This window comes from Flavobacterium sp. N502536, from assembly GCF_025947345.1.
In the GTDB taxonomy this organism is placed as follows: Bacteria; Bacteroidota; Bacteroidia; order Flavobacteriales; family Flavobacteriaceae; genus Flavobacterium.
In genome coordinates, this window is record NZ_CP110011.1 from 4,294,890 (window position 1) to 4,316,840 (window position 21,951).

The 21,951-nt window shown below is 33.5% G+C and carries 19 protein-coding genes and 1 tRNA gene; 14 read left to right on the forward strand and 6 right to left on the reverse strand.

The features are described 5' to 3' along the window. Window positions 1–78: 78 nt before the first annotated feature. Together eptA and OLM61_RS18165 are read right to left on the reverse strand one after the other, a co-directional pair. On the reverse strand, window positions 79–1,599 hold the full coding sequence (gene eptA / locus OLM61_RS18160) for a phosphoethanolamine--lipid A transferase EptA (RefSeq protein ID WP_264524006.1): 1,521 nt from the start codon (window positions 1,597–1,599) through the stop codon (window positions 79–81). Next, window positions 1,586–2,437 (reverse strand): phosphatase PAP2 family protein, encoded by an 852-nt coding sequence (locus OLM61_RS18165; RefSeq protein ID WP_264524007.1) that lies wholly within the window; start codon window positions 2,435–2,437, stop codon window positions 1,586–1,588. Before OLM61_RS18165 ends, eptA begins: the two co-directional genes overlap by 14 nt. Window positions 2,438–2,904: 467 nt before the next feature. Between OLM61_RS18165 and OLM61_RS18170 the strand changes: the two genes are divergently transcribed. From OLM61_RS18170 to OLM61_RS18190, 5 genes are all read left to right on the forward strand, one after another. Next, complete coding sequence (locus OLM61_RS18170) at window positions 2,905–3,582, forward strand: response regulator transcription factor (protein ID WP_264524008.1); 678 nt, start codon at window positions 2,905–2,907, stop codon at window positions 3,580–3,582. Continuing rightward, window positions 3,575–4,840 carry a sensor histidine kinase gene (locus OLM61_RS18175; protein WP_264524009.1) on the forward strand — a complete coding sequence of 422 codons (1,266 nt, stop codon included), beginning with the start codon at window positions 3,575–3,577 and terminating at the stop codon, window positions 4,838–4,840. The genes OLM61_RS18170 and OLM61_RS18175 overlap by 8 nt, the downstream gene beginning before the upstream one ends. 73 nt (window positions 4,841–4,913) lie before the next feature. Beyond that, the gene (locus OLM61_RS18180) at window positions 4,914–5,342 is read left to right on the forward strand and encodes a PepSY-like domain-containing protein (protein ID WP_264524010.1); all 429 of its coding nucleotides are present in this window, start codon (window positions 4,914–4,916) and stop codon (window positions 5,340–5,342) included. A 10-nt stretch (window positions 5,343–5,352) separates the two neighbouring features. Further along, window positions 5,353–7,764 carry a TonB-dependent receptor domain-containing protein gene (locus OLM61_RS18185; protein ID WP_264524011.1) on the forward strand — a complete coding sequence of 804 codons (2,412 nt, stop codon included), beginning with the start codon at window positions 5,353–5,355 and terminating at the stop codon, window positions 7,762–7,764. Between the two features lie 176 nt (window positions 7,765–7,940). Further along, window positions 7,941–8,014 (forward strand) — tRNA-Arg (locus OLM61_RS18190). 189 nt (window positions 8,015–8,203) lie between these two features. On the opposite strand, the gene OLM61_RS18195 is transcribed toward OLM61_RS18190, so the two are convergent. The 4 genes from OLM61_RS18195 to OLM61_RS18210 all read right to left on the reverse strand — a co-directional run bounded on the left by OLM61_RS18195 (window position 8,204) and on the right by OLM61_RS18210 (window position 11,862). Then, entirely contained in the window at window positions 8,204–8,368 is a 165-nt protein-coding gene (locus OLM61_RS18195) for a PTS sugar transporter subunit IIBC (RefSeq protein ID WP_264524012.1), read from the reverse strand. After that, window positions 8,355–9,845, reverse strand: a complete 1,491-nt coding sequence (locus OLM61_RS18200) for a recombinase family protein (RefSeq protein WP_264524013.1) — start codon at window positions 9,843–9,845, stop codon at window positions 8,355–8,357. Before OLM61_RS18200 ends, OLM61_RS18195 begins: the two co-directional genes overlap by 14 nt. 114 nt (window positions 9,846–9,959) lie before the next feature. Continuing rightward, entirely contained in the window at window positions 9,960–11,174 is a 1,215-nt protein-coding gene (locus OLM61_RS18205) for a hypothetical protein (protein ID WP_264524014.1), read from the reverse strand. A 439-nt stretch (window positions 11,175–11,613) separates the two neighbouring features. Continuing rightward, the gene (locus OLM61_RS18210) at window positions 11,614–11,862 is read right to left on the reverse strand and encodes a hypothetical protein (protein WP_264524015.1); all 249 of its coding nucleotides are present in this window, start codon (window positions 11,860–11,862) and stop codon (window positions 11,614–11,616) included. Between the two features lie 876 nt (window positions 11,863–12,738). Here OLM61_RS18210 and OLM61_RS18215 point away from each other — a divergent pair. The 9 genes from OLM61_RS18215 (at window position 12,739) to OLM61_RS18255 (ending at window position 21,898) form a co-directional block, all read left to right on the forward strand. Further along, window positions 12,739–13,947, forward strand: coding sequence for a hypothetical protein (locus OLM61_RS18215; RefSeq protein ID WP_264524016.1), 1,209 nt, complete (start codon window positions 12,739–12,741; stop codon window positions 13,945–13,947). 177 nt (window positions 13,948–14,124) lie between these two features. Beyond that, on the forward strand, window positions 14,125–14,637 hold the full coding sequence (locus OLM61_RS18220; protein ID WP_264524017.1) for a hypothetical protein: 513 nt from the start codon (window positions 14,125–14,127) through the stop codon (window positions 14,635–14,637). Between the two features lie 316 nt (window positions 14,638–14,953). Beyond that, window positions 14,954–15,196, forward strand: a complete 243-nt coding sequence (locus tag OLM61_RS18225; RefSeq protein ID WP_264524018.1) for a hypothetical protein — start codon at window positions 14,954–14,956, stop codon at window positions 15,194–15,196. Window positions 15,197–15,431: 235 nt separating this feature from the next. Further along, on the forward strand, window positions 15,432–15,788 hold the full coding sequence (locus OLM61_RS18230; RefSeq protein WP_264524019.1) for a hypothetical protein: 357 nt from the start codon (window positions 15,432–15,434) through the stop codon (window positions 15,786–15,788). Window positions 15,789–15,981: 193 nt separating this feature from the next. Beyond that, a complete protein-coding gene (locus tag OLM61_RS18235; RefSeq protein ID WP_264524020.1) occupies window positions 15,982–16,656 on the forward strand; it encodes a hypothetical protein in 675 nt (224 codons plus the stop codon). Between the two features lie 118 nt (window positions 16,657–16,774). Next, the gene (locus OLM61_RS18240; RefSeq protein ID WP_264524021.1) at window positions 16,775–17,299 is read left to right on the forward strand and encodes a GIY-YIG nuclease family protein; all 525 of its coding nucleotides are present in this window, start codon (window positions 16,775–16,777) and stop codon (window positions 17,297–17,299) included. Window positions 17,300–17,549: 250 nt separating this feature from the next. Continuing rightward, window positions 17,550–18,374, forward strand: a complete 825-nt coding sequence (locus OLM61_RS18245; RefSeq protein ID WP_264524022.1) for a GIY-YIG nuclease family protein — start codon at window positions 17,550–17,552, stop codon at window positions 18,372–18,374. Window positions 18,375–18,564: 190 nt separating this feature from the next. Then, window positions 18,565–20,709 (forward strand): KAP family NTPase, encoded by a 2,145-nt coding sequence (locus OLM61_RS18250; RefSeq protein ID WP_264524023.1) that lies wholly within the window; start codon window positions 18,565–18,567, stop codon window positions 20,707–20,709. 163 nt (window positions 20,710–20,872) lie between these two features. Then, the gene (locus tag OLM61_RS18255; RefSeq protein ID WP_264524024.1) at window positions 20,873–21,898 is read left to right on the forward strand and encodes a hypothetical protein; all 1,026 of its coding nucleotides are present in this window, start codon (window positions 20,873–20,875) and stop codon (window positions 21,896–21,898) included. Window positions 21,899–21,951 lie beyond the last annotated feature (53 nt).

Sequence of the window (21,951 nt, forward strand, 5' to 3'; positions counted from 1 at the left end):
AGACACAAAGTCTCTTTTTTTATACAACTTGGCTATTGTTTCAACAGGAACTCGGTTAAAAAACAGCTTCTTATTTTCTTATTTAAAAATGTTCATTTGCTCATTATAAACAGGGCTTTGAATGTTTAAAAAATTTAAAACACTATGAAACACATGATTTTGTGATACAGTCTTATTTGCCTTGAGCTGTTTTGAATTGTCCGATACCCAAACGATGAAAGGGATCTCATACTGCTCTTTTGGAGCAAAACTTATGGGCACTCCATGCATGTACAAATTCTTTTCTCCTAAGGATTCTCCATGATCTGAAACAAAGATCATAGCACTTTTATACTCTTTTAACTCCTTTAGGTCTTCGATTACTTTTGATAAAATATAATCGGTATAGACAATGGTATTATCATAAGCATTAAAGAGTTCTTCCTGCGAACATTTTCCGAGTTCAACACTATTACAAACCGGTTTAAAAGTTTCAAACGCAGCCGGGTACTTCTTGCTGTAAGTAGGTCCGTGGCTTGTACTGGTGTGCAATACAATTAATATTTTATTTTTTTTGCTGGATAAAATCTGCTCTTTTAATCCTTTTAAAAGAACTTCGTCATAATTGCATTCTTCCCCTTTACAATCCTTCTTTAAAATATCTCTGTTTTGATATTTCTCTATATGCACCGGAGGTTCTCCCCAGTTTGTTGTTCTCCAGACAACCTCTACATTGTTTCTGTAAAGGTAATTTGGCAAGATTTCATATAAATCATCTGAATTGGTATGCTCCAAAATACATTTTACACCAGCTGTTGTATAAGTAGCACAGGAATTGGCGTTAAAATGAAATAGATTCTTTGTTTTGGAAAGCAGTGGATTGGTATTTTTCTTATAGCCGTACAGAGAAAAGTTCTGACTTCTGGCAGACTCTCCAATAACTAAAACAACAACCGACTTCTGATTGTCTTTTATTACAGCATTTGGCAATAAAATTTCCTTTTCATTCTTCTTGTATTTATGAATATAAAAAAGTGATGTGTTTACCGAATAAGACCACGGCATTGCAAGACCTCCCAACTGTTTCGAGTTTTTATCAATCCACAGCCAATTGCTTGCATTGGCGAATACCAAAACGATAATGAACAATAAAGCTAAAGAAGAAAGAGTTAAAAATTTCTTCAAAGCAACTTTTATGATATTGACTTTTATAATATAAATACTGGGAATAATCCCAAGAAAGATTAAGTACAGTATTAATTTAAAAGAAAAAAAACTGCTGGACTCTTCAAAATTGGTATTGAGTACATTGCCAATCATGCTTTCATCTATTATTACACTATAAGTATTAACAAAATAAACAGCAACTGCATTGATCATAAAGAATAAAACCAATAAAAACTTTCCAACATACCGGGACAGCGAAAATATCAGGTAGAAAACAAAGGCGTTTAAAACCAGCATGAGAATGATGAGGCTAAAAATCAAAACAATACCATTCAGACTTTTATAATCGACATGATTAAAAACATAGGTATAAAAAGGCAAATGAAAGAACACAAAATTCAGAAAACTCATAAGCAAAACAAAATGAGTCAGTCTTAAGTTACTTTTTAACATAAACGGCGGTAATTTCATAGAATGAAAGGCTAATAATTTTAAATAATGAAACAGCTAAACTAATGAATGCTAGATAAAATATGATTAAATCCTCATCAATTATTCTGTAGACTAAGCAAATACTGCAAATAAGAAACAAGGCAATAATTATTGGATAATACTTTTTATTATTAATCCAACCGAAGATTCTATATTTTCGGCTTATAAAAATACCTAATAATCCCGCAATATATCCTAAAGTTCCTCCTATAATTACATCAAGAGGATAATGTGCTCCTACTCCTACTCTGGTAAAACCTATAATCAATCCGGTAATTAAGATTGCAGAAAACCATAAAATTTTCATTTTTAACCCCTTAGGCATAAAAGAAAAAAGCAAGACAGTAACTATGGTGAAAAGCACAATGGAATGTCCTGATGGCAGACTATTGTGCCCGCATAATGCTTTGCCAACAATAAAGAAACTATCATTGTTGAATGTTGCTGCCGGTCTTGGGACAGAAAATATATTTTTTAACGGACAAGAAAATAAAAGAGAAAATAGTAAGCCTGATAGTAAAGCTTCCCACAATTTAGGAGCGTAAACAATTAAAATACTTAGAAATGATAAAAAAATAGAAGCATCTCCTAACTGAGTAAGATTGTATTCAAAACTTGGATAATGCCCCAAATGATGATTAATAAAATAGAAACTGTCCTTTTGAATTTGTATATACCGCTCTGTATTTAAAGCATCTAAATTGTACAAGAACAAAACTATAATTGCCAGAAAAAGTATAGGGAGAGAAAACAAAAAAGGTTTAAGTCTTGAATAATTAGCGATAATATAGGCATTCATAGTGTTTTCTTTTTAATTTTTTTTTACTCTATTTAGGTTCTCAAATAATTTTCATATCACAATACTGTTCTTCTTTACCTTAAGAAGAAAATGACGAAGAACGATCTAAAAGCACTAAAAATGATAATTCTTCTTACCTATAAATTTACTCGGCTGCAAGATTAACTAATCTCATTTTACTGCTTGTGTTCTACACATTAATAAAAAGTAAATTAATTGGTCAATTTTGAATAAATTTAGAATTTCTGCCGAATTAGGATTTTTTTTACATAATTTCTTCTTAAAAAAAATCAGTTCATTGTATCAGCTTGACATATGTTTAATTTACAACACCATATAACGCAAGATTACACTGGTGTTCATAGCAATTATATAAGCTAAAAACACTATCTTAGATTTTACTAGAAAAGAAACACAATGCATTTTAAATTCAACTTTTCTTCAAAATTTGTATCTAAACTTGCAGCATGAAGATTTTAATTATAGAAGATGAGCTGGAAATTGCTCAAAGCATTAAAAATTATTTTAAAACGAATGGAGTCCAATGCGAGACGGCCGAAAACTATAGTTTGGCCCTTAGCAAAATTGATTCCTATGATTATGATTGTATACTTCTGGACCTAATGCTGCCTGATGGTGACGGATTTGATATATTAAGACAACTAAAAAGAAAAAACAAAACAGACGGAGTTATCGTGATTTCAGCCAAAGAAACGCTCGAAACACGTCTGGAAGGATTCAATCTTGGCGCTGATGATTACCTCACCAAGCCTTTTCATCTCTCAGAACTTTTGGTGCGAATGCAGGCTCTCATCAGACGAAAGAATTTCAAGGGATGTAATAGTGTAATCTTTAATGAAATCGTAATTGATCTGTTTTCTAAATCTGTAGCGGTAAACGATATCAAATTAGATCTGACCAAAAAAGAAATAGATTTGCTTCTTTTTTTAATTGGTAATGAAAATAAAGTGTTGTCCAAAGGGGCTATTGCGGAGTATCTTTCCGGAGATATGGCTGATATGCTCGACAACCATGATTTTGTATATGCACATATTAAAAATCTGAAAAAGAAACTCCAACAAGCAGGAAGCGGCGATTATATTAAAACAGTTTACGGCTTGGGATATAAATGGGAAAATGAATAAAAAAAAACTGCTTAATAAAACAACCAATAGCTTTCTTACTTTTGCTATCCTTATTCTATTGATAGCAGCTCCCTTATTCTACTACATAAGCGAGCAGCTTTACATTTATGAAACTGATGAAGTACTTCACTTTCATAAAGGTGCCTTTATCAAGGAAAGTCATAAGGATTTTACCCAAAAAGATATCGACTTATGGAACAAATACAATCATGACGTAATGATTGTACCCGATATGGGCGTTAGCAGTGATTCTATTGTTGGAAAAATGCTCTATGATCCTATTGCAAAAGAAAAAGAACCTTTTCGTGTACTTTATGCGCCTCTGAACATAAATGGAAAAAAGTACACCTATACCGAGAAGATTAATCTATTGGAAATGGAAGGAATGGTTTTGAGTATTGCCGTCATGTTTCTATTTATCATTATCGTACTTATGATCGGAATTATCTGGATCTCAAAAACTACCGCGGCTAAAGTATGGAGTCCATTTTACGATACTTTAAAACAGATTCAGTATTTTGAAATTGACAAAAACAAACCACCGCATTTTATTCCTACTGATATTGATGAATTTGATCGTCTTAACAAAAGTCTGGAATGGCTGATTGAAAAAAATACAGTCATTTATAAAAATCAGAGAGAGTTTGTCGAAAATGCCGCACATGAACTTCAGACACCATTAGCTTTATTTCAAACTAAAATTGATACACTGACGCAACTTGATCTCACCAAAGAACAATCGGATCTTGTTACTTCATTAAATAAGGACGTTTCAAGGCTCAACCGACTTAACAAAAATTTATTGTTGCTTTCTAGAATTGACAACGAGTGTTTTCTTGAAAAAGACACAATTGTTCTTAACGATTATATTAAAAAACATCTGGACTTTTTTACAGAACAGGCAAATGCTAAAAACCTGACTATCAAAACTGAATTTAGTGCCACTTTAACTGTTACTGGAAATCAAGCCCTTATTGAGGTTTTGATCAATAACTTGTTTTTGAATGCTATTCGGCACAATGAAAAAAATGGCAAGATCATTATTACGACTCTCAAAGATGAATTGATATTTCGCAACAGTGGTCAAACAACAGCTTTGCAAAAAGAGAAACTCTTTAACCGTTTTTCAAAATCTAACCCTTCTTCTCAGGGCAATGGACTTGGTTTGGCAATCGTTAAAAAGATTACAAAACTTAACCATTGGAAAATAAGCTATAGTTTTTATAATAATTTGCACTGTTTTAGCGTCAAATTTTAGAAAATTCAAACTTCCTACAGATTCGTATTTCAACTTTGCACTATGTTTTTTATCAATTAAAAGAATAGTACAAATGAAACATTCAATCCTGACATGCTTAGTTCTGCTTTTTTCTTCCTTTGCCATAGCGCAGCGTGTAAGTGAGAAAGAGATTCCTAATAGTGTAAAATCAAAGTTTTTAATTTCCCATCCTGGCCAGGCCCATGTGAAATGGGAAAAGGAAAAAGAAAATTATGAAGCTAGTTTTACAAGTGGCAAAACAAAACATTCGACACTTTTAGATCCTAATGGAAATATTCTCGAAACTGAAGAAGAAATCAGTGTGAAGCAACTTCCGGCCAATGCTCTGGCCTATATTCAAAAGACATATAAAAACAAGAAAATCAAAGAAGCTGCAAGGATAACCGATGCTCATGGTACGGTTACATTTGAAGCTCAGGTCACTTCAATTGACCTCATTTTCGACAAACAAGGAACTTATATTAAAAGCATAGCAGATTAAACCCATAAAAATGAAATTAAAGATAATTTTAGTATTGTCGTTTCTTGTAATGAAAATTTACAGCGTAACGGCACAAAACAACCCCGCTACAATCTCAGGATTAATTAAAGATAAAACCTCAGGAATCACACTTCCTTATATTAATGTAGTTCTAAAAACGGCAAAAGATCAAAAAATGCTTGCCGGCACAGTAACCAATGAAGAAGGTCGTTTTACGATACCCGCTGTGCCATCCGGAAATTATATTCTTGAAATTACTTCGATAGGTTATAAAACCAAATCCCAAAAAATCTTCGTTGGCTCACTATCCGATTTTCTGGATCTTAATAGCATCGAACTCGAAGAAGATATCAATACCTTATCTGAAGTAGTTGTGACTTCAAAAACCTCAGAAGTAAGCGCCAAAATGGACAAAAAAGTCTTTTCTGTGGCCGATAATATTGCCCAAAGCGGAGGCTCCGTGCTTCAATCTATGCAGAGTCTTCCTGGTGTGACGCTTCACGAAGGAAAAGTACAGCTGCGAGGCAATGATAAAGTAATGGTGCTTATTGACGGAAAACAAACCGCGCTGACTGGTTTTGGAAACCAGTCAGGTCTTGACAATATACCAGCATCGGCCATTGAGAAAATTGAAATCATAAACAATCCCTCTGCAAAATTTGATGCCAACGGAAATGCTGGGATCATCAATATCATTTACAAGAAAAACAAACAAGAAGGATTCAACGGAAAGGTAGGAATTAGTTCCGGATATGGTGCGCTTTGGGAGCGCAAAGCCAACCTTCCCGGCATTCGCCCGCAGTATCAGATGACACCAAAAATGAATCCATCGCTCTCACTGAATTACCGCAAAAATAAAATCAACACTTATGTTCAGGCAGATTATTTATATACTGAGACACTCAACAAAAATGAATTTGTAACACGAATATATGACGATGGTACTGTTATCAATCAGCAGACGGTCAGAAATCGTGATACCCACTATACCACCATCAAATCAGGAATCGACTGGAATTATAACGAGCAAAATAGTTTCTCTTTTTCGGGGCTTTTTGGGAGTGAAAAAATTATAGATAATGGAGACGAGCCCTTCTTTAATCAGGATTATTCCCAACGCTTGCGTCTTTGGTCATTTCTGGAAGATGAACTAAAAACTACAGTGATGGCCAGCGCTTCGTACGAACATAAATTCAGACAGCCGGGACATAAATTAAATGCTGGAATCAACTACACCTATCATCGTGAAGATGAAAAGTACTTTTTTACCAATACCCTGCCCGCTTCTGTTGGACAGGATTCTTTTAAACTTTTATCAGATGAAAAAGTAGTTGATATAAATCTTGATTACATTAAACCTTTAAAATATGGCCGATTTGAAACCGGATTTAAATTCCGAAACAGGGAAATCCCAACCAACATGCAATTTTTTCCGGGGCAAAATTCTCCTATTGATGCCAATGCCGGAGGCTGGGCCAATTATAAAGAAATAATTCCTGCCCTGTATTCGAATTATGTCTTTGAATCCGATAAAATTGAAGCCGAACTTGGACTGCGTCTTGAATATGTCAAACTGCAATACGATGTTAATCCGAATCATCCAACCTATAAAAGCAACGGTTATAATTATACAGAGCCTTTTCCTAATGTTCGTTTTGGTTATAAAATCGATGACAAAAACAAAATCACGGCTTTTTATAACCGCAGGGTCGACAGACCGGCAGAAGTTGATATTCGTATCTTTCCGAAATATGATGATGCCGAAATTATAAAAGTTGGAAATCCTGCGCTTCGTCCGCAATTTACCAGCGCCTTTGAAGTAGGCTATAAAAAGACAATGCCAAAAGGATATTTGACCACAGCTGCCTATTATAGAATTATAAACGGAACCATAGCACGTATTGCGACTACTGTTCCCGGAAGCAGTTTGATTTACAATGTATTCCAGAATGCCGACAAGAGTACTTCACTTGGAATCGAAGCAATATACTCACAAGAAGTAACTCCCTGGTATTCTTTTAATATCAATGGAAACCTGTATCAAAATACTATTGATGCTTTTACGGTTACCAACCTGTACCCTGTTCCAAGCCTCTATAACGGCAATCGTCAGCAGCTGGTTTCAGGAAATTTAAAATGGAACAATACCCTGCAACTCGATAAGACATTAAAAGCACAAGTTTCTGCTATTTATCTGGCTCCTGATGTTGTTCCGCAGGGAAAAATAGACTCGAGATTCTCTGTTGATTTGGGAATTAAAAAAACAGTTCAGAAAGAAAAAGGTGAAGTATTTTTAAATGCTACAGATATTTTTAATACACTGGTGCTACAAAAAGAAATAACAGCAGATGGTTTTAGGTATAACAGTAAAGATTATTACGAAACGCAAGTAGTACGATTTGGCTATAGTTATAAATTTTAATCAAAGATCAAAACCAACCATATTTGTAATTTTTACATACCACTTTCTGCCTAGAAGCAAAATACTCCCGTAAACAGGGGATTTTATATTTGCATATCTCACATTTATGTCTATCTTTGCACCCTCAAACAACAATCAACAAAGCTACTAAAATAGCTTATTGAAAGTGAAAAAAAGGCCTCGTGGCGCAACTGAATAGCGCATCTGATTACGGCTCAGAAGGTTACTGGTTTGAATCCAGTCGAGGTCACTTAAGGAGACAACTATGTAATAGTTGTCTCTTTTTTTATACACAAACATGCAGGTTTTTCAAGCCTTGACGACCTAAAATTTGTGGTTCGATTTTTTCAAAAGGAATTCTTCGTCTGTTTGAAATAAACAGTCTAAAAGTGGCTTTATTTGAGATTTATTGGGAACTGAACGATGGTTCGAAGTCCCGTTAAGGATATAGGATTTTTTTCTCTTTTGGTTTATCGTAATTTTTTGATACTAAATACAGTAATTCCAAAATAATTTTAGCTTCCTTCACATCTACCTGAATGCCGTTTTTGGAAAGAATAATAACGGCTTTTTCTACTGAAACATTCTTCTCAATGAAATTCATTTTTTCTATTAATTTTTCGATTACTTTTTTTTGATAATATTTTTAAAAATGCTTCATTTAAATCTAAAGATAGATCTCCTGTTTTAAAATTAATATCAGTCGGCGGAATAAGATTTACAAGATGTCTTTTATCTGAAGTCTCAAATTCAGAAAATCTTTGAAAGATTTCAACTAATGCTTTTTCTTCTATTTGATTTTTTCTATCAATAGTTTTTAATTTAACAGCAATATCACGCGCTTCCTTTTTAAGATTTTTGATACTGACTTGATTCTCTTTTTTTAATTCGTTGTAGTCATCAATTTTAAATATTCCAGCTATATATAATTTTCTACCTCGAGAAAGTGTCAACTCCTCCTCATTTATTTTCCTCTCTAACACTTTTTGAGCGTATAAATAACTTGCTTTCTGCGTCTTTATATTCCTGTCTTCCAAAATGCCCTTAAATAATTCTATCGCATTATTTGAAAGTATCATTTGTTGAAGCTTATTTTCGTAGCAAGCATTAAGAAATCTTGCATTTATCCTTGTTCTGCAGCCATTATGGCAATGATAATATGGATATTTTTTCGATCTCCCATTTGATAAACTTCCGCCAAGCTTTCGATCACAAACAGGACAGGTTAAAAAAACTCTAAGAAAAAATAATGATTGTAAATCATCTCTTTTTGAAGTAGTTTTTCTTCTTTTATTAATAACAGACTGAATCTGATTAAACAAAGACTCTGATATCAATGGCTCGTGTAATGCTTTTACGACCCCCTCTTCACCAGAGTCAAGTGTGACCGGTATAAGCCCGCAATAAACAGGATTATGTAAAATCCTAAAAAAGTGTGACCTTGAACATACTAAGCCTTTATCATTAACTATTTTAATGATTTCGGATATTTTATGATCGTTCTTGGCAACTTGATAAAAAGCCCATTTTATAATTTCGGCTTCAGGCTCTTTAGGAGCGATACCCTTTTTACCATCCATTAATGTCAAATTAATAAATCCTAATGGTGCCTTACTAGGATGTCTGCCCATCAACTTCGCTCTACGAATGCCATTTGCCGTGTTTTGAGCTCTCCGGGTATTTTCTGCCTCAGGAACAGCTAAATATACAGCCAGCATAACAGTGCTTTCCGGCACAGTGAAGTCAATTGGCTGATCAATAGACTTTGCTGTCGTCTTGTATTTCCGAAGTTTTCCAATCATTTCATAAGCATACTCAACATTACGACTGAATCGATCCCATTTTATAAATAAAATATTTTTATCTTCTCCTGATGATTTCTTTTTTATTTCTGAAAATAATCGGTTCCATTCTGGCCTATTAAAATTCTTCGCAGAGAAATCTTCCCGATAAATTCCTTTGACTTCGATATCGTAGTATTTACAATATTTCAATAATCTGTCCTCCTGCTCCGGCAAGGAGTAACCTTTTCTTTTTTGTTCGTCCGTACTTACACGAACGTATAAATAGGCTGATTTCATATTATTAATGTATTTGTTATTTCAGCTGTATTTGATGCTGCAAAACCAAAAAACATAAGATAATTTTTATGTTAACTTCAGAAGCGGCGATCATAAACCGCATTTTGGAATTCGCTACGTTTCAGATTTGTCTTGCTCATAAGTGACATTAAGCTTGAGATTATTGATGGTTTCATGCTTTACAAACGCCTCCACACGCTCGATAAGCATCAGATTGAAGCGGTCTGCACTTCCCCTTGCGTGCCCCACATACTGCATGAATTCAGCAAGATCCATCACATTGAGATAAATTCTGTTCTCTACCATGGCGCTGCATATTTCTACTATTGTCTTCGTCCAGTCCCCGAATGCGAAAAGCTCGGACACTAGCACTATACAGTGCGGAAACTCCCTCTTTTCATACTTGATCTCCTGCAGTTTTTTATCGTATATTTTTGCCCCTTCATTGATTTTCCTTACCGCCCCCGCCACTTGCGCAATGCCTGAGGATATCTGCTTCTGGAGTCCGCTGACTTTCTTTCCTATGCTCTTACCAGCCACCCTGTCTATAACTCCCAATGCTTTGCTTTCGATCAGAAAAAGGCCGTTGCCATAAAATGCAAAAATATCGGTAAGCTCCCTGTAGCCCTTTGCACAGGCAATCTGGGGATTCAAATAAAGATTTTCTTTGAAAAGTCCATCCAGGACAGTAGCCACTTCCTTTTCAAGGATACCTCCCTCATCCCTGTCGTCGATCCTAAAATGATTAGTATCCCCATGGGTGATCACCGAATTTTTCCATATTTTCCATTCGCTCAGCTCAGTCTGAACCGCAAAGGTCTCAATTTCATATACGGCATCATTTTTGGTTTCCAGCTTGATACTATGCACAAAACAGTCTATGGAATCAAGAACCTTCTGATCCATCCTGCCGCAATATAGCTTTTCAGTGGCGCCCAACATATTAAGTACCCTCAGCTGGGTCGCCGTGGTAAAGGCTAGTTTTGCAGTTGCCATGGAGAAGCCAAGCTCGTTATGAAAATGGATATAGGTATAGCTCCTGTTCATGATCCCCTGCAGCGAGACATGCTGGTCGTCCATGCAGTCGGTTCCAAGAACCGCTGTATAATTTACAGGATCGTCATGGATCTTCAACCCGTAATGGAATATAGCAGGATCCTTGGAGCTGTCCTTGCCGAAAAGAAATTCCACGGGACAACCCTTCATTATCTCTTTGATTACTGGCGAGGTCAGCTTCACCATTATTTTGGCTCCAAACTCATCGTTGATGAACCATACTGATGCCTGTTCATGCCGAAGCTCTTTGGCAATTCTCTCTGCAATTGTCATAGTCCACTATTAGTTTAACAGTTCTATAATCATATTGGTCACGCATGTAAGGAATTATCCAATACAAGATTTTTGATTTTGTGGGTATTTATTACAACAGCAACTTAAATGTTGTATTAGCTCAATTTAACGAGTAGAATACAAAAGCTCTTTAGGCAAAATAATTTAAAATGCTGGAAGAACATAACATAATATTACTTGTATTATTTATGTTATTTATATTATTTTTTTGAAGTGCTAAAACACAGTTTTGTTCCTCTGGTGGGAACAAAATCAAATTTTTAAAAAATTGACATGTTGTCTTCATATCCAAATTGCAAAATGAAAATATTCCCAAAATGGAAGATGCCGCGCCGATTATCTCAATTATGTTCATAGAGCTAATGTAGAAAAATAATTGCAAAAGCGCAAAAAATCCAAATCTGTCTTTTCCTTCAGTTTATTCTTCCAATTTGTAAAGCCTTTTGACTTTCAGCAGCTCCTGCTTTTGCTCATCAAGCAACTTTTCCATTTCATCAAACATGAATTTTAATTTCTCCCTGTTGTTTTCCGATAATTCATAATTTGTCAAATCCACAACGCTGCCTCTATCAGTCTTGTATTTGTTAAGAATATCAATGACTTTAAGAAATTCCCCCTCTTGCCTGCTTAGGAACGCCTTGTTTTCCTTCATCCATTCTTCGTCCATTCTTAGTCCCTGATAAGAATCTCTTCATGCAGGTTCATCCGGATGATTTTTTCGAAAATTTCCTCCGAATTGACTACTACTGCATCGGCAAAATTGGCCCATTGATTATCACCGTTATGCAGTCTTCCCAGCCATTTTGGAAATTCTCCCCGCACTTTCTATCTCCCGCCTGTTAACCCCGTACTTTCCACTTTCTTTCCCATCCTGCTTTATTTCTTTTTCCCTTCCCCGCCCCGCCTTTCCGCTTCCCGCCCCGCGCTTTTATTTTTTATTTTTTTCGAAATTTATTCGGCAATGAGAGCCGGCGCTTGTTTTGTTTCATCATGTGTTTTTCCAATATTTCAATTCCCGTTTCTGACATTTTTTTTATTCGTCTAAAGAGCCGCCATATGCTGTGTTTTGTTTCATGAGCATAAAAAGGTTAGTGTCCGCCAAAAGCAAGGCTCTGCTTGAAAATACTACCCGAAGGCGTGGAGATTTTCAGGACAGACCAAAGGCCCGGCCTTGCTTTGGGGATAAGGCACGGAGTACCTTTGCTCCTGAAAAAAAACAGAAGCATACCGGTCTTTGATCAAAAGCAAAAGGGAAGCAATCGGGATGCTGTTGATGAATAGCTGCTATGGAAAAAAGAAGCAGACAGCGGGATGAATTCGAAAAACGGTCCTCTGACAATGGTTACTAGCGCAGAAACCGCCCGCTGGAATTCATTAGTGAAACAACTGCAGCACAGCTTAAAAGATTTGGCAATTATTGTTATATTCGCTTAAAAATCTTACTAATTGACTAACCCGTTAAAAAGCTGCGCTGAACCAATTTTATCGCAGGCATAACTTGATAAGCAGTGAGCGTACAAAGACAAATAACCAATAAAAAACCATGAGCGAATTATTCAGAAAATATCATTTAGGTCATTTTGTAGGGGAATACAGAAATAATCTTTTCGAGCGAATTGATAAATTGGAAATAACTGACAGTACGAATATTTCCGAACTTGCCGCAAGGCTAAAAACTGAATTTACTATCTATCCCATTGTCATCGGGCAGCCAGAACCTTCACAGCCAAAAGAAACAACAAAAAAAATGCACGACCACTGGGGACGATTGATCAACCAGGGTGTTCTTGAGATTATTGTGACAATTCCATTTGAGGGCAACCATAAGTTATTTTACTGTATGGCTTCGCGATCCACTATTGTTTACCTAGAGGATAATGTTGTCATCGGCAATTCTGATATTAAGGCGACAATCACATTAACGCAGTTTGACGAGAAGGCTTATTTTTCAGAAGTAAACGAAATTATCAGCACTGTAAGCGTAAACTTACCTGCAATACATGATGAAATTAAACCTTGGAATGACAGACTTGAAAATTTAATCCAGCAGGCATTGGAAAACAGAAGAGGAATTGTATCAAAGAAGTTTGATTTTATGGAAAAAATCGGACTGAAAGTCAATCCAAAATCTACAGAATATTTAGTTCCTCCGACTATTACAAAAAAAGCGATTCCAACTCCGGCAACAGAAACAAGTAAAACAGTATCAAAAGAAAAGGTGCCAATACTTCAAGAAGAGGTTTATAAGGATATTAGAGAAGTTTTGTATAATGTGGGAAAAGCAATTGAACGGAAACCCTCATTATACAAGGATAAACATGAAGAAGATCTGCGGGATATTTTCCTGCTGTTTCTTGAAACAAGATATGAGGCGACAACCGGTATAGGCGAAGCGTTTAATAAAAAAGGAAAGACAGACATTCTTCTAAAATATGCAAAAGACGGAAGCAATCTCTTTGTAGCCGAATGCAAGTTCTGGAAAGGACAAAAAAAATTAACTGAAGGCATTGACCAATTATTAGGTTATTTGACGCATAGAGACACTAAAACAGCACTGCTATTTTTTGTGGACCAAAAAGAAATGACTAGTGTTGTAAGGACAATAAAAACTGAAATCAGCAGCCATAAAAATTACAGCAGACATATCAGGGACACATATGAACATTCAATAAACTACGAATTCACTTTACCTGACGACAGCGACAAGAAAATTCAGGTTGAAGTAATGCTTTTTCACTTTCCGAAAATATAGTAATTAAAACTTCATATAGTTACCAGTGGTTAAAGCAGATGTGTCCTTTGGTATAACGGGAAGCAGGTTTTGTATTCTTAATAAATTGCTAAACCTATTGGAGAAAAGTCTTAATTTAGTAACAACCGCACTTTGGCATTAAAACGTCCGCAGAAATAAAAAAAAATGATATTGAATATGAAACAATTAATTGAAAAAATTGAACTTGCAAACAACCAGCTAAATATAGCAAAAGCTAAAGTTGCATATCCTCAACTTTATCCGTATTCCGAAACCGAGGTTGAACTTTTAAAATTTACAAATGAATTCCTTGATTTAAAAAAAGAAGCTGTCCAGCAAACAAATATAGAAAATCAGAAAAGTTTAATATTCCAGCAGCTTTCCGAATATATCAGAGTAATAGAAAAAGAACACATACATGCATTTTCTAAAAAACAGGGATTGAGTTTTGATTTATTTTATATTGCTCCCTTAATGAACATAAGGGACATTGTTTTTTTTTCTCAAAATGGCCTAGCAGGCGTCATCTATAACTTAACTTTAAACGAGGAAGATGCAGTAAATAATAAAGAACAGTTTTTAGACTTTTTAAAAAATAAAAAATTAGAAGTCCAAAAATTAAATAATTTATCTGAACTGTATGATTTTTATACGGTATTTAGAGATACTATTAAAAAAGATTTCAGCTAACAGATTTTAGCCGAAATCAAAAAAAAAAAAACTATATGGAATGGTTAAACGCAGTTTTAAAAGCTATAAATGATTTACAAACTTTATATAAAGCAGAAAAAGGCTTAATCCTTACCGAAGGAGATTTAGATGCCAGCTCTTTCTAAAACTTTCTCAATCGGACCTATTCTCAAAGACTAAGCCCACAAAATCTGATGGATGGAAAAGTGGATTCATCCATTCTCAGGTTACCTGGTTTAAACCAAACCAGAATAGTGGATTTGAAGTTGATTTGACAATTTGCGGTCCTTCTAACATTGATATAAATACTTTGGAAATGGTAAAAGATTATCCCAACAAAGGTTTTTTCCAAGATGGACCGGCAATAGCGATTGAATTAAAGTTCATTAGAGACCAATATAAAGCCAGTAAAGTGTCTAATGATGCTCAGATGGATTATATTAAAATAGTAGACAGTCTAAAAATTGCCAAGGAAACAGCAATAGTTGATGGGAGATATAAAAATGTCAGCAAAGACGATATCTGGTATGTTCAGCTAGTAGTATGCAAAAACAGATAAAATATTCGAATATGCTGTTGAAAAACTCAAAAAAGCAATTGAAAAAAGGCCATGTCCAGAAAATGTTATTTCAATTATGTTTAGCCACAATCATTTCGAAAAAATAACTTCAGAGAAATAATTTATTCTATTACCTGCACTAAAATATTGTATGTAAACTAGAGTAGAATAGCTTACAATAAATTGGAGCAAAGATTAAACCATTTTCTAATTTAATAATTTATATTGAATACTTATGAATAGAAAAACACTTCGCATGAATAATTTTGGAGAAAGCATAATAAGTGAGTTTGACCAATTTTACATTTGGGTTACTCAAATTCAACCGGCATATCCTAAAGTTGCAAATAGTTCTAATATTAATAAAGTTGAATTTAATTGGTATTGGAACGGATACAATGGTATTGGTGAAATATATTATTTCACTGCTACCAAAACCGTTTGTAATGTAATTGGTGAAAACTTTTCCAATATGACTGTTAATTCTAACTCAAAAAGAAAACAGCCTAACGGGCGTTCAAACTGTGCCTTATACAACGATGAATCTTTGGATGAATTATTTACCAGAATACTGGATATCATTAAGTTATAAATCATCTAAAAATAAATAACAGTTATAATGATAAAAGCATTACTAAAAAAACTGCTACAACGGATTAGGGTACCAGGCTAATGGAAAGATGTTTTTACATCCTAAGACTTTTTGCGTTTAATCAAAAAAATAAACGAATTTAATCTCAAAATATAGTAAAGCGCCAGAATACTAACTATAATATTAAAGAACAATGGAAATAATTGAAACAACCAGAGCAAAAGTTATTGAAAAAGCAGTTGGATTTGAAGAGTTAATATCCCAGCTGCTTTCAATGCTGTTAGAGGTTGATAAAAATGAATCATTGTCTTTTGGACATAAAAATATTGCTCTTAGTTTTAACGCTAAAATCAACTTGTTGATTGACTTGAAATTTATTCCAAAAGAAACAGCTAAAGATTTTCAGCTTTTCGCTGAAATTAGAAACAAATTTGCGCATGTTTTATATTTTGACTCTTTTGTAAAATGTTTTGAAATAATAGAAAGAAGAGATTACTTTCTAAAAAAAGCTTCCGATAATATTTCGCAAATCGATAAAAATGACGAAGCAGTTTATTTAACAGCTTTTGAGCTTCTAAGTTTTGAACTTAGCACTTGGTTAAGAGTTACCCTGAAAATGATATCAAATAAAAAATCACAGGATTTAAACAAGACCGGAGCAATAGAAATGATTAGGGGCTTTATGCAATATGATCCTGCAAAGAGAAAAAAAGAATTAGAGAGCTTTTTAAAAACAATACAGCCGGTAATTGACAAAATCATTCCTGATGAAGAGTTTTTAGAAGAGTATCAAAGATTATTGAAGGAAGCCCGAACATCAAGCAAAAGAAAAATGAGTAGCACAGCTAACAGAGGTGTCGCGCACTAGCTCATTTATCTTTCTTAAAAAATACTCTGAAAATCAGACTTTCTTATTTTAGCTTTTAAAATCATCTAAAGCGCAAAGCAGCAACTCAGTAGCTGCAATAAATTTAAAACTGCATATAATGGACGAAATTTTTAAAAACGAAAACTTCAAATCACTAAGAGAATTTGAAAATGTCAATCTTGATTTTTTTGGAGTTTATGCAATTAAAGTTAAAGATATTTCAGTTCTTCCTAAGAAGCTTAATGAAGAAATCGAAAATCAAGATTCAGCAATAATTTATATTGGTAAAGCAGAAAGAAGCAGTTTAAAAAAGCGTTTAAAGCAAGAATGCAGAGGAAAAGGACATGGAACATTTTTCAGAGCAATTGGTTCGCTAATCGGCTTTAGGCCGCCTATAGGTTCATTAAATGGAAAATCAAATTCTAATAATTACAAGTTCAGTGAAAGCGACTCAATTAAAATCGTTGATTGGATAAATGAAAATCTGTTATTCGATTATTTAAAAGCTGAAAAAAACATTGATTTTGCAGAACAGGATTTAATAAAACATTTCCAGCCAATTTTAAATACAACTCATAATCCTAAAAAATCAAAGTACTTAGCATTGCTCAGAAAAGAGTGCAGAGATTTTGCGCTTGAATAAAAAAAACGTTACAGTAGCTAAACAAAAGAATTTAAATTTGGAAATAATACATGGCAAAACATTTCAAATGCTTATTTTACAAAGCCTTTTGGCGAGATTGGGGTTTTAGTCTTAATTTAAAATTGGTTTGTATCTGGAAGATTGAATCATAATGAAAAAATTACGCTTCTTTACTTTCCAACCTTAGCAAGTGCCAGAACATAATGTACAAGTGTAAAAAAAAGTATAAAAACAAGCGAAAGAAATATAAATGGAAAAAATAATGTTGAATGATGTTTTACGAATTAAAAATTTAGAAAATGTAAAAATCCGACTTAACCTTTCTAATAATTCCTGGAATGCCCTAAACCTTTATCATGATGACCCAAATAAATTATTGATTGGAAATTTTCACAACAGCACAAAAAAAAGATGGTTTAAGGAAAATGAAATTGTAATAGGATTAGCCCAAATTAAAAATAACGATTGGTTATTAATCGATATTTCTAGGATAGTAAAAAGTCATAATAAATTTTGGGACGGTATAACACATTCAAATGTATACACTTTTTACGAACACGAGAGGCTGCCAGAGTTTGAAAAGTTTTTCGGCAGGATAATCGTTCAGTTTCATAAAAATAACGCTTTTGTAACTTTAAGCGGTAATAGAATTGGTGATTTTGTTTTGAAAGAAATATTACCAAACTTATTAGACAGTGATTTATTTCCCGGTTACGAAAAAGTGAACATTTCTTGGAATGAATTAAAACGTGTCATTGAAAAAGACGCTTGGAAGACCGTTTTGCAAAATCAAAAAGGAGTTTATCTCCTTACAGATATTTCTAATGGGAACAAATATGTTGGTTCTGCGTACGGAGAAAATATGATTTTAGGACGTTGGATTTCTTATGTAAAAACAGGACATGGCGGAAACGCTGGATTAAAAAGGCTGACTTTTGAACACATACAAAAGAATTTTAGATATTCAATCCTTGACATTTACAAATCAACAACGGATGATCAGATCATAATAGACAGAGAAGGCTGGTGGAAAGAGGTTTTGCAAAGCAGAAAATTTGGATATAATGAAAACTAATTAAGAATTCCAGCCTATAAATGCTGTTTTGCGATAATGAGGATTTAAAGTTAATGGTAAGTTCGTTTTGTATTTTCAAAATTTGTGTTTAACAGAAAAATCCCGCATCTTTATTGCACAACCGCGCCAAGCGCCTGAAGGTTATAAAAAATATTCTCTGAACACCTTTTAAAAAATCAAAAACTTATAAATGAATCAAAATTTCTCATCTGATAAACCTGTTGAAAATGAAAACCAAGATAGATTTCAACGATACAATTTTTCAAAAAGAATAGCAGAAACAATTAAAAAACGTGAAAATCCCGACGGATTAGTAATTGGTATTTATGGTGCTTGGGGGGAAGGAAAAACATCTGTTCAAAATTTCATAGAACAGGAACTAAAAACGGATGATACTATTTTAATACTTAAATTAAATCCATGGAGGTATAAAGACGAAGACACCTTAATTCGAAATTTTTTTAAGAAAATAGCTGAATTATTAGGTAAAGAATTAGAAAAAAGAAAAAACAAATTAGGCAATTTCATTGAAAAGTATGGTGCTTTGGGAGGTTTTATGGGGGCTGATCTTACCCAAATCGGAAAGTCATTATCTGAAATTGATTTAGAGGACTGGAAAAATAAAATTGATGATTTTTTAAGAGAAAGCACCAGTAAACTTGTCATATTTGTGGATGATATAGACAGATTAGACAAACAGGAAATCTATACTTTATTCAGGTTAGTCAAGCTAACAGGTGATTTTGCAAATACGACCTATATACTTTCATTTGATGAAAAGATGGTTGCATCTGCAATTGGAGAACGATTTGGTTCTGGAAATGAATTATCAGGCCAAAATTTTTTAGAAAAAATAATCCAAGTTCCGCTTAAAATTCCACAAGCACAAACTAGTGCATTAAGAACATATTGTTTTGAACTCATCAACAAAGCAATTGATGAAAGTGAAATTAAATTGAGTCAAAATGAAGAACAAAGATTTGCTTATCAATTTACTGAGCATATTTTACTATGCCTGAAAACTCCAAGATCAGCAGTTAGATATGGAAATTCTTTGTCTTTTGCTCTGCCATTGCTAAAGGGCGAAGTTAATCATGTAGATTTAATGCTAATAGAAGCTTTAAAAATATTCTATCCCAGACATTATGAATTCGTAAAGTCAAATCCGTATTATTTTATTACATCATACTCGACAAAAGATACTTTTGGAGTTCAGCAAAATGCAACAGATAAAAAGAATGAACTAAGCTCACATTTAGATGAAATAGGATCAGATTTATCAAAAAAAGAAAAATCTGCTGTATTTTCATTACTTACATTTATGTTTCCAAGATTAAATGAAGCATTCTACAATACATTTCAGCACGAAGGCGAAAAAAATTGGTTCAAAGAAAAAAGAATTGTTTCGAAAGATTATTTTAAAAGATATTTTTCATACACAGTCATTGACGGAGAACTTTCTGATGTAGCATTTGAAGATTTTGTAAACTCAATAAAAACATGGGAAACTGAGGAGATTGCAGATAAATTGAATAACATTTTAGCAGAAACTACAGCAGATACTTTTATTTTTAAATTAAGATCATATGAGGAGGATTTAGACTGGACAACCTCAAAAAAATTGTCATTAGCATTATGCATAAAAAGCAAATCTTTCCCTACAAGCGATTCCTTTTTTGGTTTTGGGTCTGGCGATGCAAGATCACAAGCTTCAATTTTTATTTTTCAGCTATTAAAAAAACATAATGCAATTGAAGAAACACTTGAGTTTGCAAAATCTCTTATGGTAGATCCTGTTCCGTTGGAGTTTTCATTTTTACTAAATAAATGGTATAGAAGCGGCAGAACTGAAACTGAAAATATTTTTTCGGAAGAGCAGAATATTGAAATAGCGAGAATATTAAGAAAGCGAGCAGTAGATGAGAGTGGAGAATCTTCAATTTTTGAAAAATATCCTAGACATATTGCTTTTTTACTTTCATCCTGGTTAAAATCTGATGAAAAAGAATATAAAGAATACATAAATCAAACCTTCAGCACACAGCCAGATAAAGTCAAAGAATTGCTTGTAGCTTTTACTCCATCAGCAACCAGCACAAGTAATCCAGAAATTCATAAATCAAATTTCACCAAAGAACAGTATGATTACCTTAAAACCTTAATTAGTAAAGAATTAATTCATGAAAAAATCAGAGAAGTTTATGGTAACGATATTGATGAAAAAGAAGTAGAATATATTGAGTTTGAGAACAAACAAACTGATATCAATATTATGAGGCAATTTGAAGATTGGTTTAAAAAAGATTCGGAAGAAGATATAGAGACAACCGAATAAATATATTCTACAACACATCTTGGGTAACATCAGGGTTTCAATTTTAATTTAAAGATAGTTTTTGTTTTTGTATTCATTTTTAACCAAATAAATACATTTTTTTAAAATCACCGATCTGGCCAAGATCCAGAACGGTATGTAGCATTTTTGAGACGACTTGCCAATGGACAATCAGCATTTATCAAACATCAATTTAAAAATTAGCCAATCTGTTGCCGGTAAGATAAAAATTTATTTGGACACTAATTATTGGCTTAAAATTAGAGACTGCAGAACAGATAAGGATAAACTTTTATATAATCAGCTATTCAAACTTGTAGAGGCTGAAAAAGTAATTTTACCGATTAGTGAAATTACTTTTTGGGAAATTTTAAAACAGAGTGATTTAAGTTCATTAAAACAATCAGCTTTAATAATTGACAAGCTATCAAAAGGAATTTCAATTGCAGCCGAAAAAGATCGTCAAAGATTAGAATTTTTGGATTTCGTAAAAGGTAAATCAGGAAAGCCGCATAACAATCTAAACGACATGGTTTGGACTAAAATTTCCTTGATTATACTGCTGCCATTTTTTCTAAAAAATGATCCTGAAATGCTTAAAGCTGGATTCATTTATTTTCTCAGCAATATTTCTTTTGAAAATATAATAAATCAACTCGAAGCGACTTATAATTTAAAGCCCTTTTATCATAAAGATGATATTGACGCATTAAATTTTGGAAAAGAAAAACACAAACATGAAAATAATAGTTTTCATGAAATGTACCTTTCTGAATTAGGCGGCTATTTAGATGAATTTGAAAAAGATCTTAATATTTACTTTGAAGAATTTTATTTTAATGAAACAGGAAATAAAGTTACAGATCAAGAACGTCAAAGAATAAATTACAAAAGCTATAAAAATATGATTTATAATTTATCTAAGCTGAAAAAACTTGATGACGAACTGCCTTCCTACCGAATATTTCCAGAGATGAACGCTGCCGCCAGATGGAATAAAGATCGGAAATATAAAGATGGAAATGATACAATGGATTTCTTACACGTTTCATCAGCTTTACCATACTTTGATTATTTTTTCACAGAGCGGGAATTGAGTACAATGATTAAGCAGCGAAAATTAGACGAAATTTATAATTGTAAAGTATCAAGCAATATAGACGAAATTCTTGAATTCTTGAAAGTCTAAATTATAGCTTCAGGTAAGCAGCATTAGAAAGATTTGCTCAATAAATTTTATGG

Bases quoted from the DNA above. Each gene is read 5' to 3' on its own strand.
- OLM61_RS18225 (WP_264524018.1), top strand. From the start codon at position 14,954: ATGGTAAAAGATTATCCCAACAAAGGTTTTTTCCAAGATGGACCGGCA.
- OLM61_RS18250 (WP_264524023.1), top strand. From the start codon at position 18,565: ATGAATCAAAATTTCTCATCTGATAAACCTGTTGAAAATGAAAACCAA.
- OLM61_RS18235 (WP_264524020.1), top strand. From the start codon at position 15,982: ATGGAAATAATTGAAACAACCAGAGCAAAAGTTATTGAAAAAGCAGTT.
- OLM61_RS18210 (WP_264524015.1), bottom strand. From the start codon at position 11,862: ATGGACGAAGAATGGATGAAGGAAAACAAGGCGTTCCTAAGCAGGCAA.
- OLM61_RS18200 (WP_264524013.1), bottom strand. From the start codon at position 9,845: ATGAAATCAGCCTATTTATACGTTCGTGTAAGTACGGACGAACAAAAA.
- OLM61_RS18205 (WP_264524014.1), bottom strand. From the start codon at position 11,174: ATGACAATTGCAGAGAGAATTGCCAAAGAGCTTCGGCATGAACAGGCA.
- OLM61_RS18180 (WP_264524010.1), top strand. From the start codon at position 4,914: ATGAAACATTCAATCCTGACATGCTTAGTTCTGCTTTTTTCTTCCTTT.
- OLM61_RS18245 (WP_264524022.1), top strand. From the start codon at position 17,550: ATGGAAAAAATAATGTTGAATGATGTTTTACGAATTAAAAATTTAGAA.
- OLM61_RS18195 (WP_264524012.1), bottom strand. From the start codon at position 8,368: ATGAATTTCATTGAGAAGAATGTTTCAGTAGAAAAAGCCGTTATTATT.
- OLM61_RS18255 (WP_264524024.1), top strand. From the start codon at position 20,873: ATGGACAATCAGCATTTATCAAACATCAATTTAAAAATTAGCCAATCT.
- OLM61_RS18220 (WP_264524017.1), top strand. From the start codon at position 14,125: ATGAAACAATTAATTGAAAAAATTGAACTTGCAAACAACCAGCTAAAT.
- OLM61_RS18185 (WP_264524011.1), top strand. From the start codon at position 5,353: ATGAAATTAAAGATAATTTTAGTATTGTCGTTTCTTGTAATGAAAATT.
- OLM61_RS18215 (WP_264524016.1), top strand. From the start codon at position 12,739: ATGAGCGAATTATTCAGAAAATATCATTTAGGTCATTTTGTAGGGGAA.
- OLM61_RS18230 (WP_264524019.1), top strand. From the start codon at position 15,432: ATGAATAGAAAAACACTTCGCATGAATAATTTTGGAGAAAGCATAATA.
- OLM61_RS18175 (WP_264524009.1), top strand. From the start codon at position 3,575: ATGAATAAAAAAAAACTGCTTAATAAAACAACCAATAGCTTTCTTACT.
- OLM61_RS18240 (WP_264524021.1), top strand. From the start codon at position 16,775: ATGGACGAAATTTTTAAAAACGAAAACTTCAAATCACTAAGAGAATTT.
- eptA (WP_264524006.1), bottom strand. From the start codon at position 1,599: ATGTTAAAAAGTAACTTAAGACTGACTCATTTTGTTTTGCTTATGAGT.
- OLM61_RS18165 (WP_264524007.1), bottom strand. From the start codon at position 2,437: ATGAATGCCTATATTATCGCTAATTATTCAAGACTTAAACCTTTTTTG.
- OLM61_RS18170 (WP_264524008.1), top strand. From the start codon at position 2,905: ATGAAGATTTTAATTATAGAAGATGAGCTGGAAATTGCTCAAAGCATT.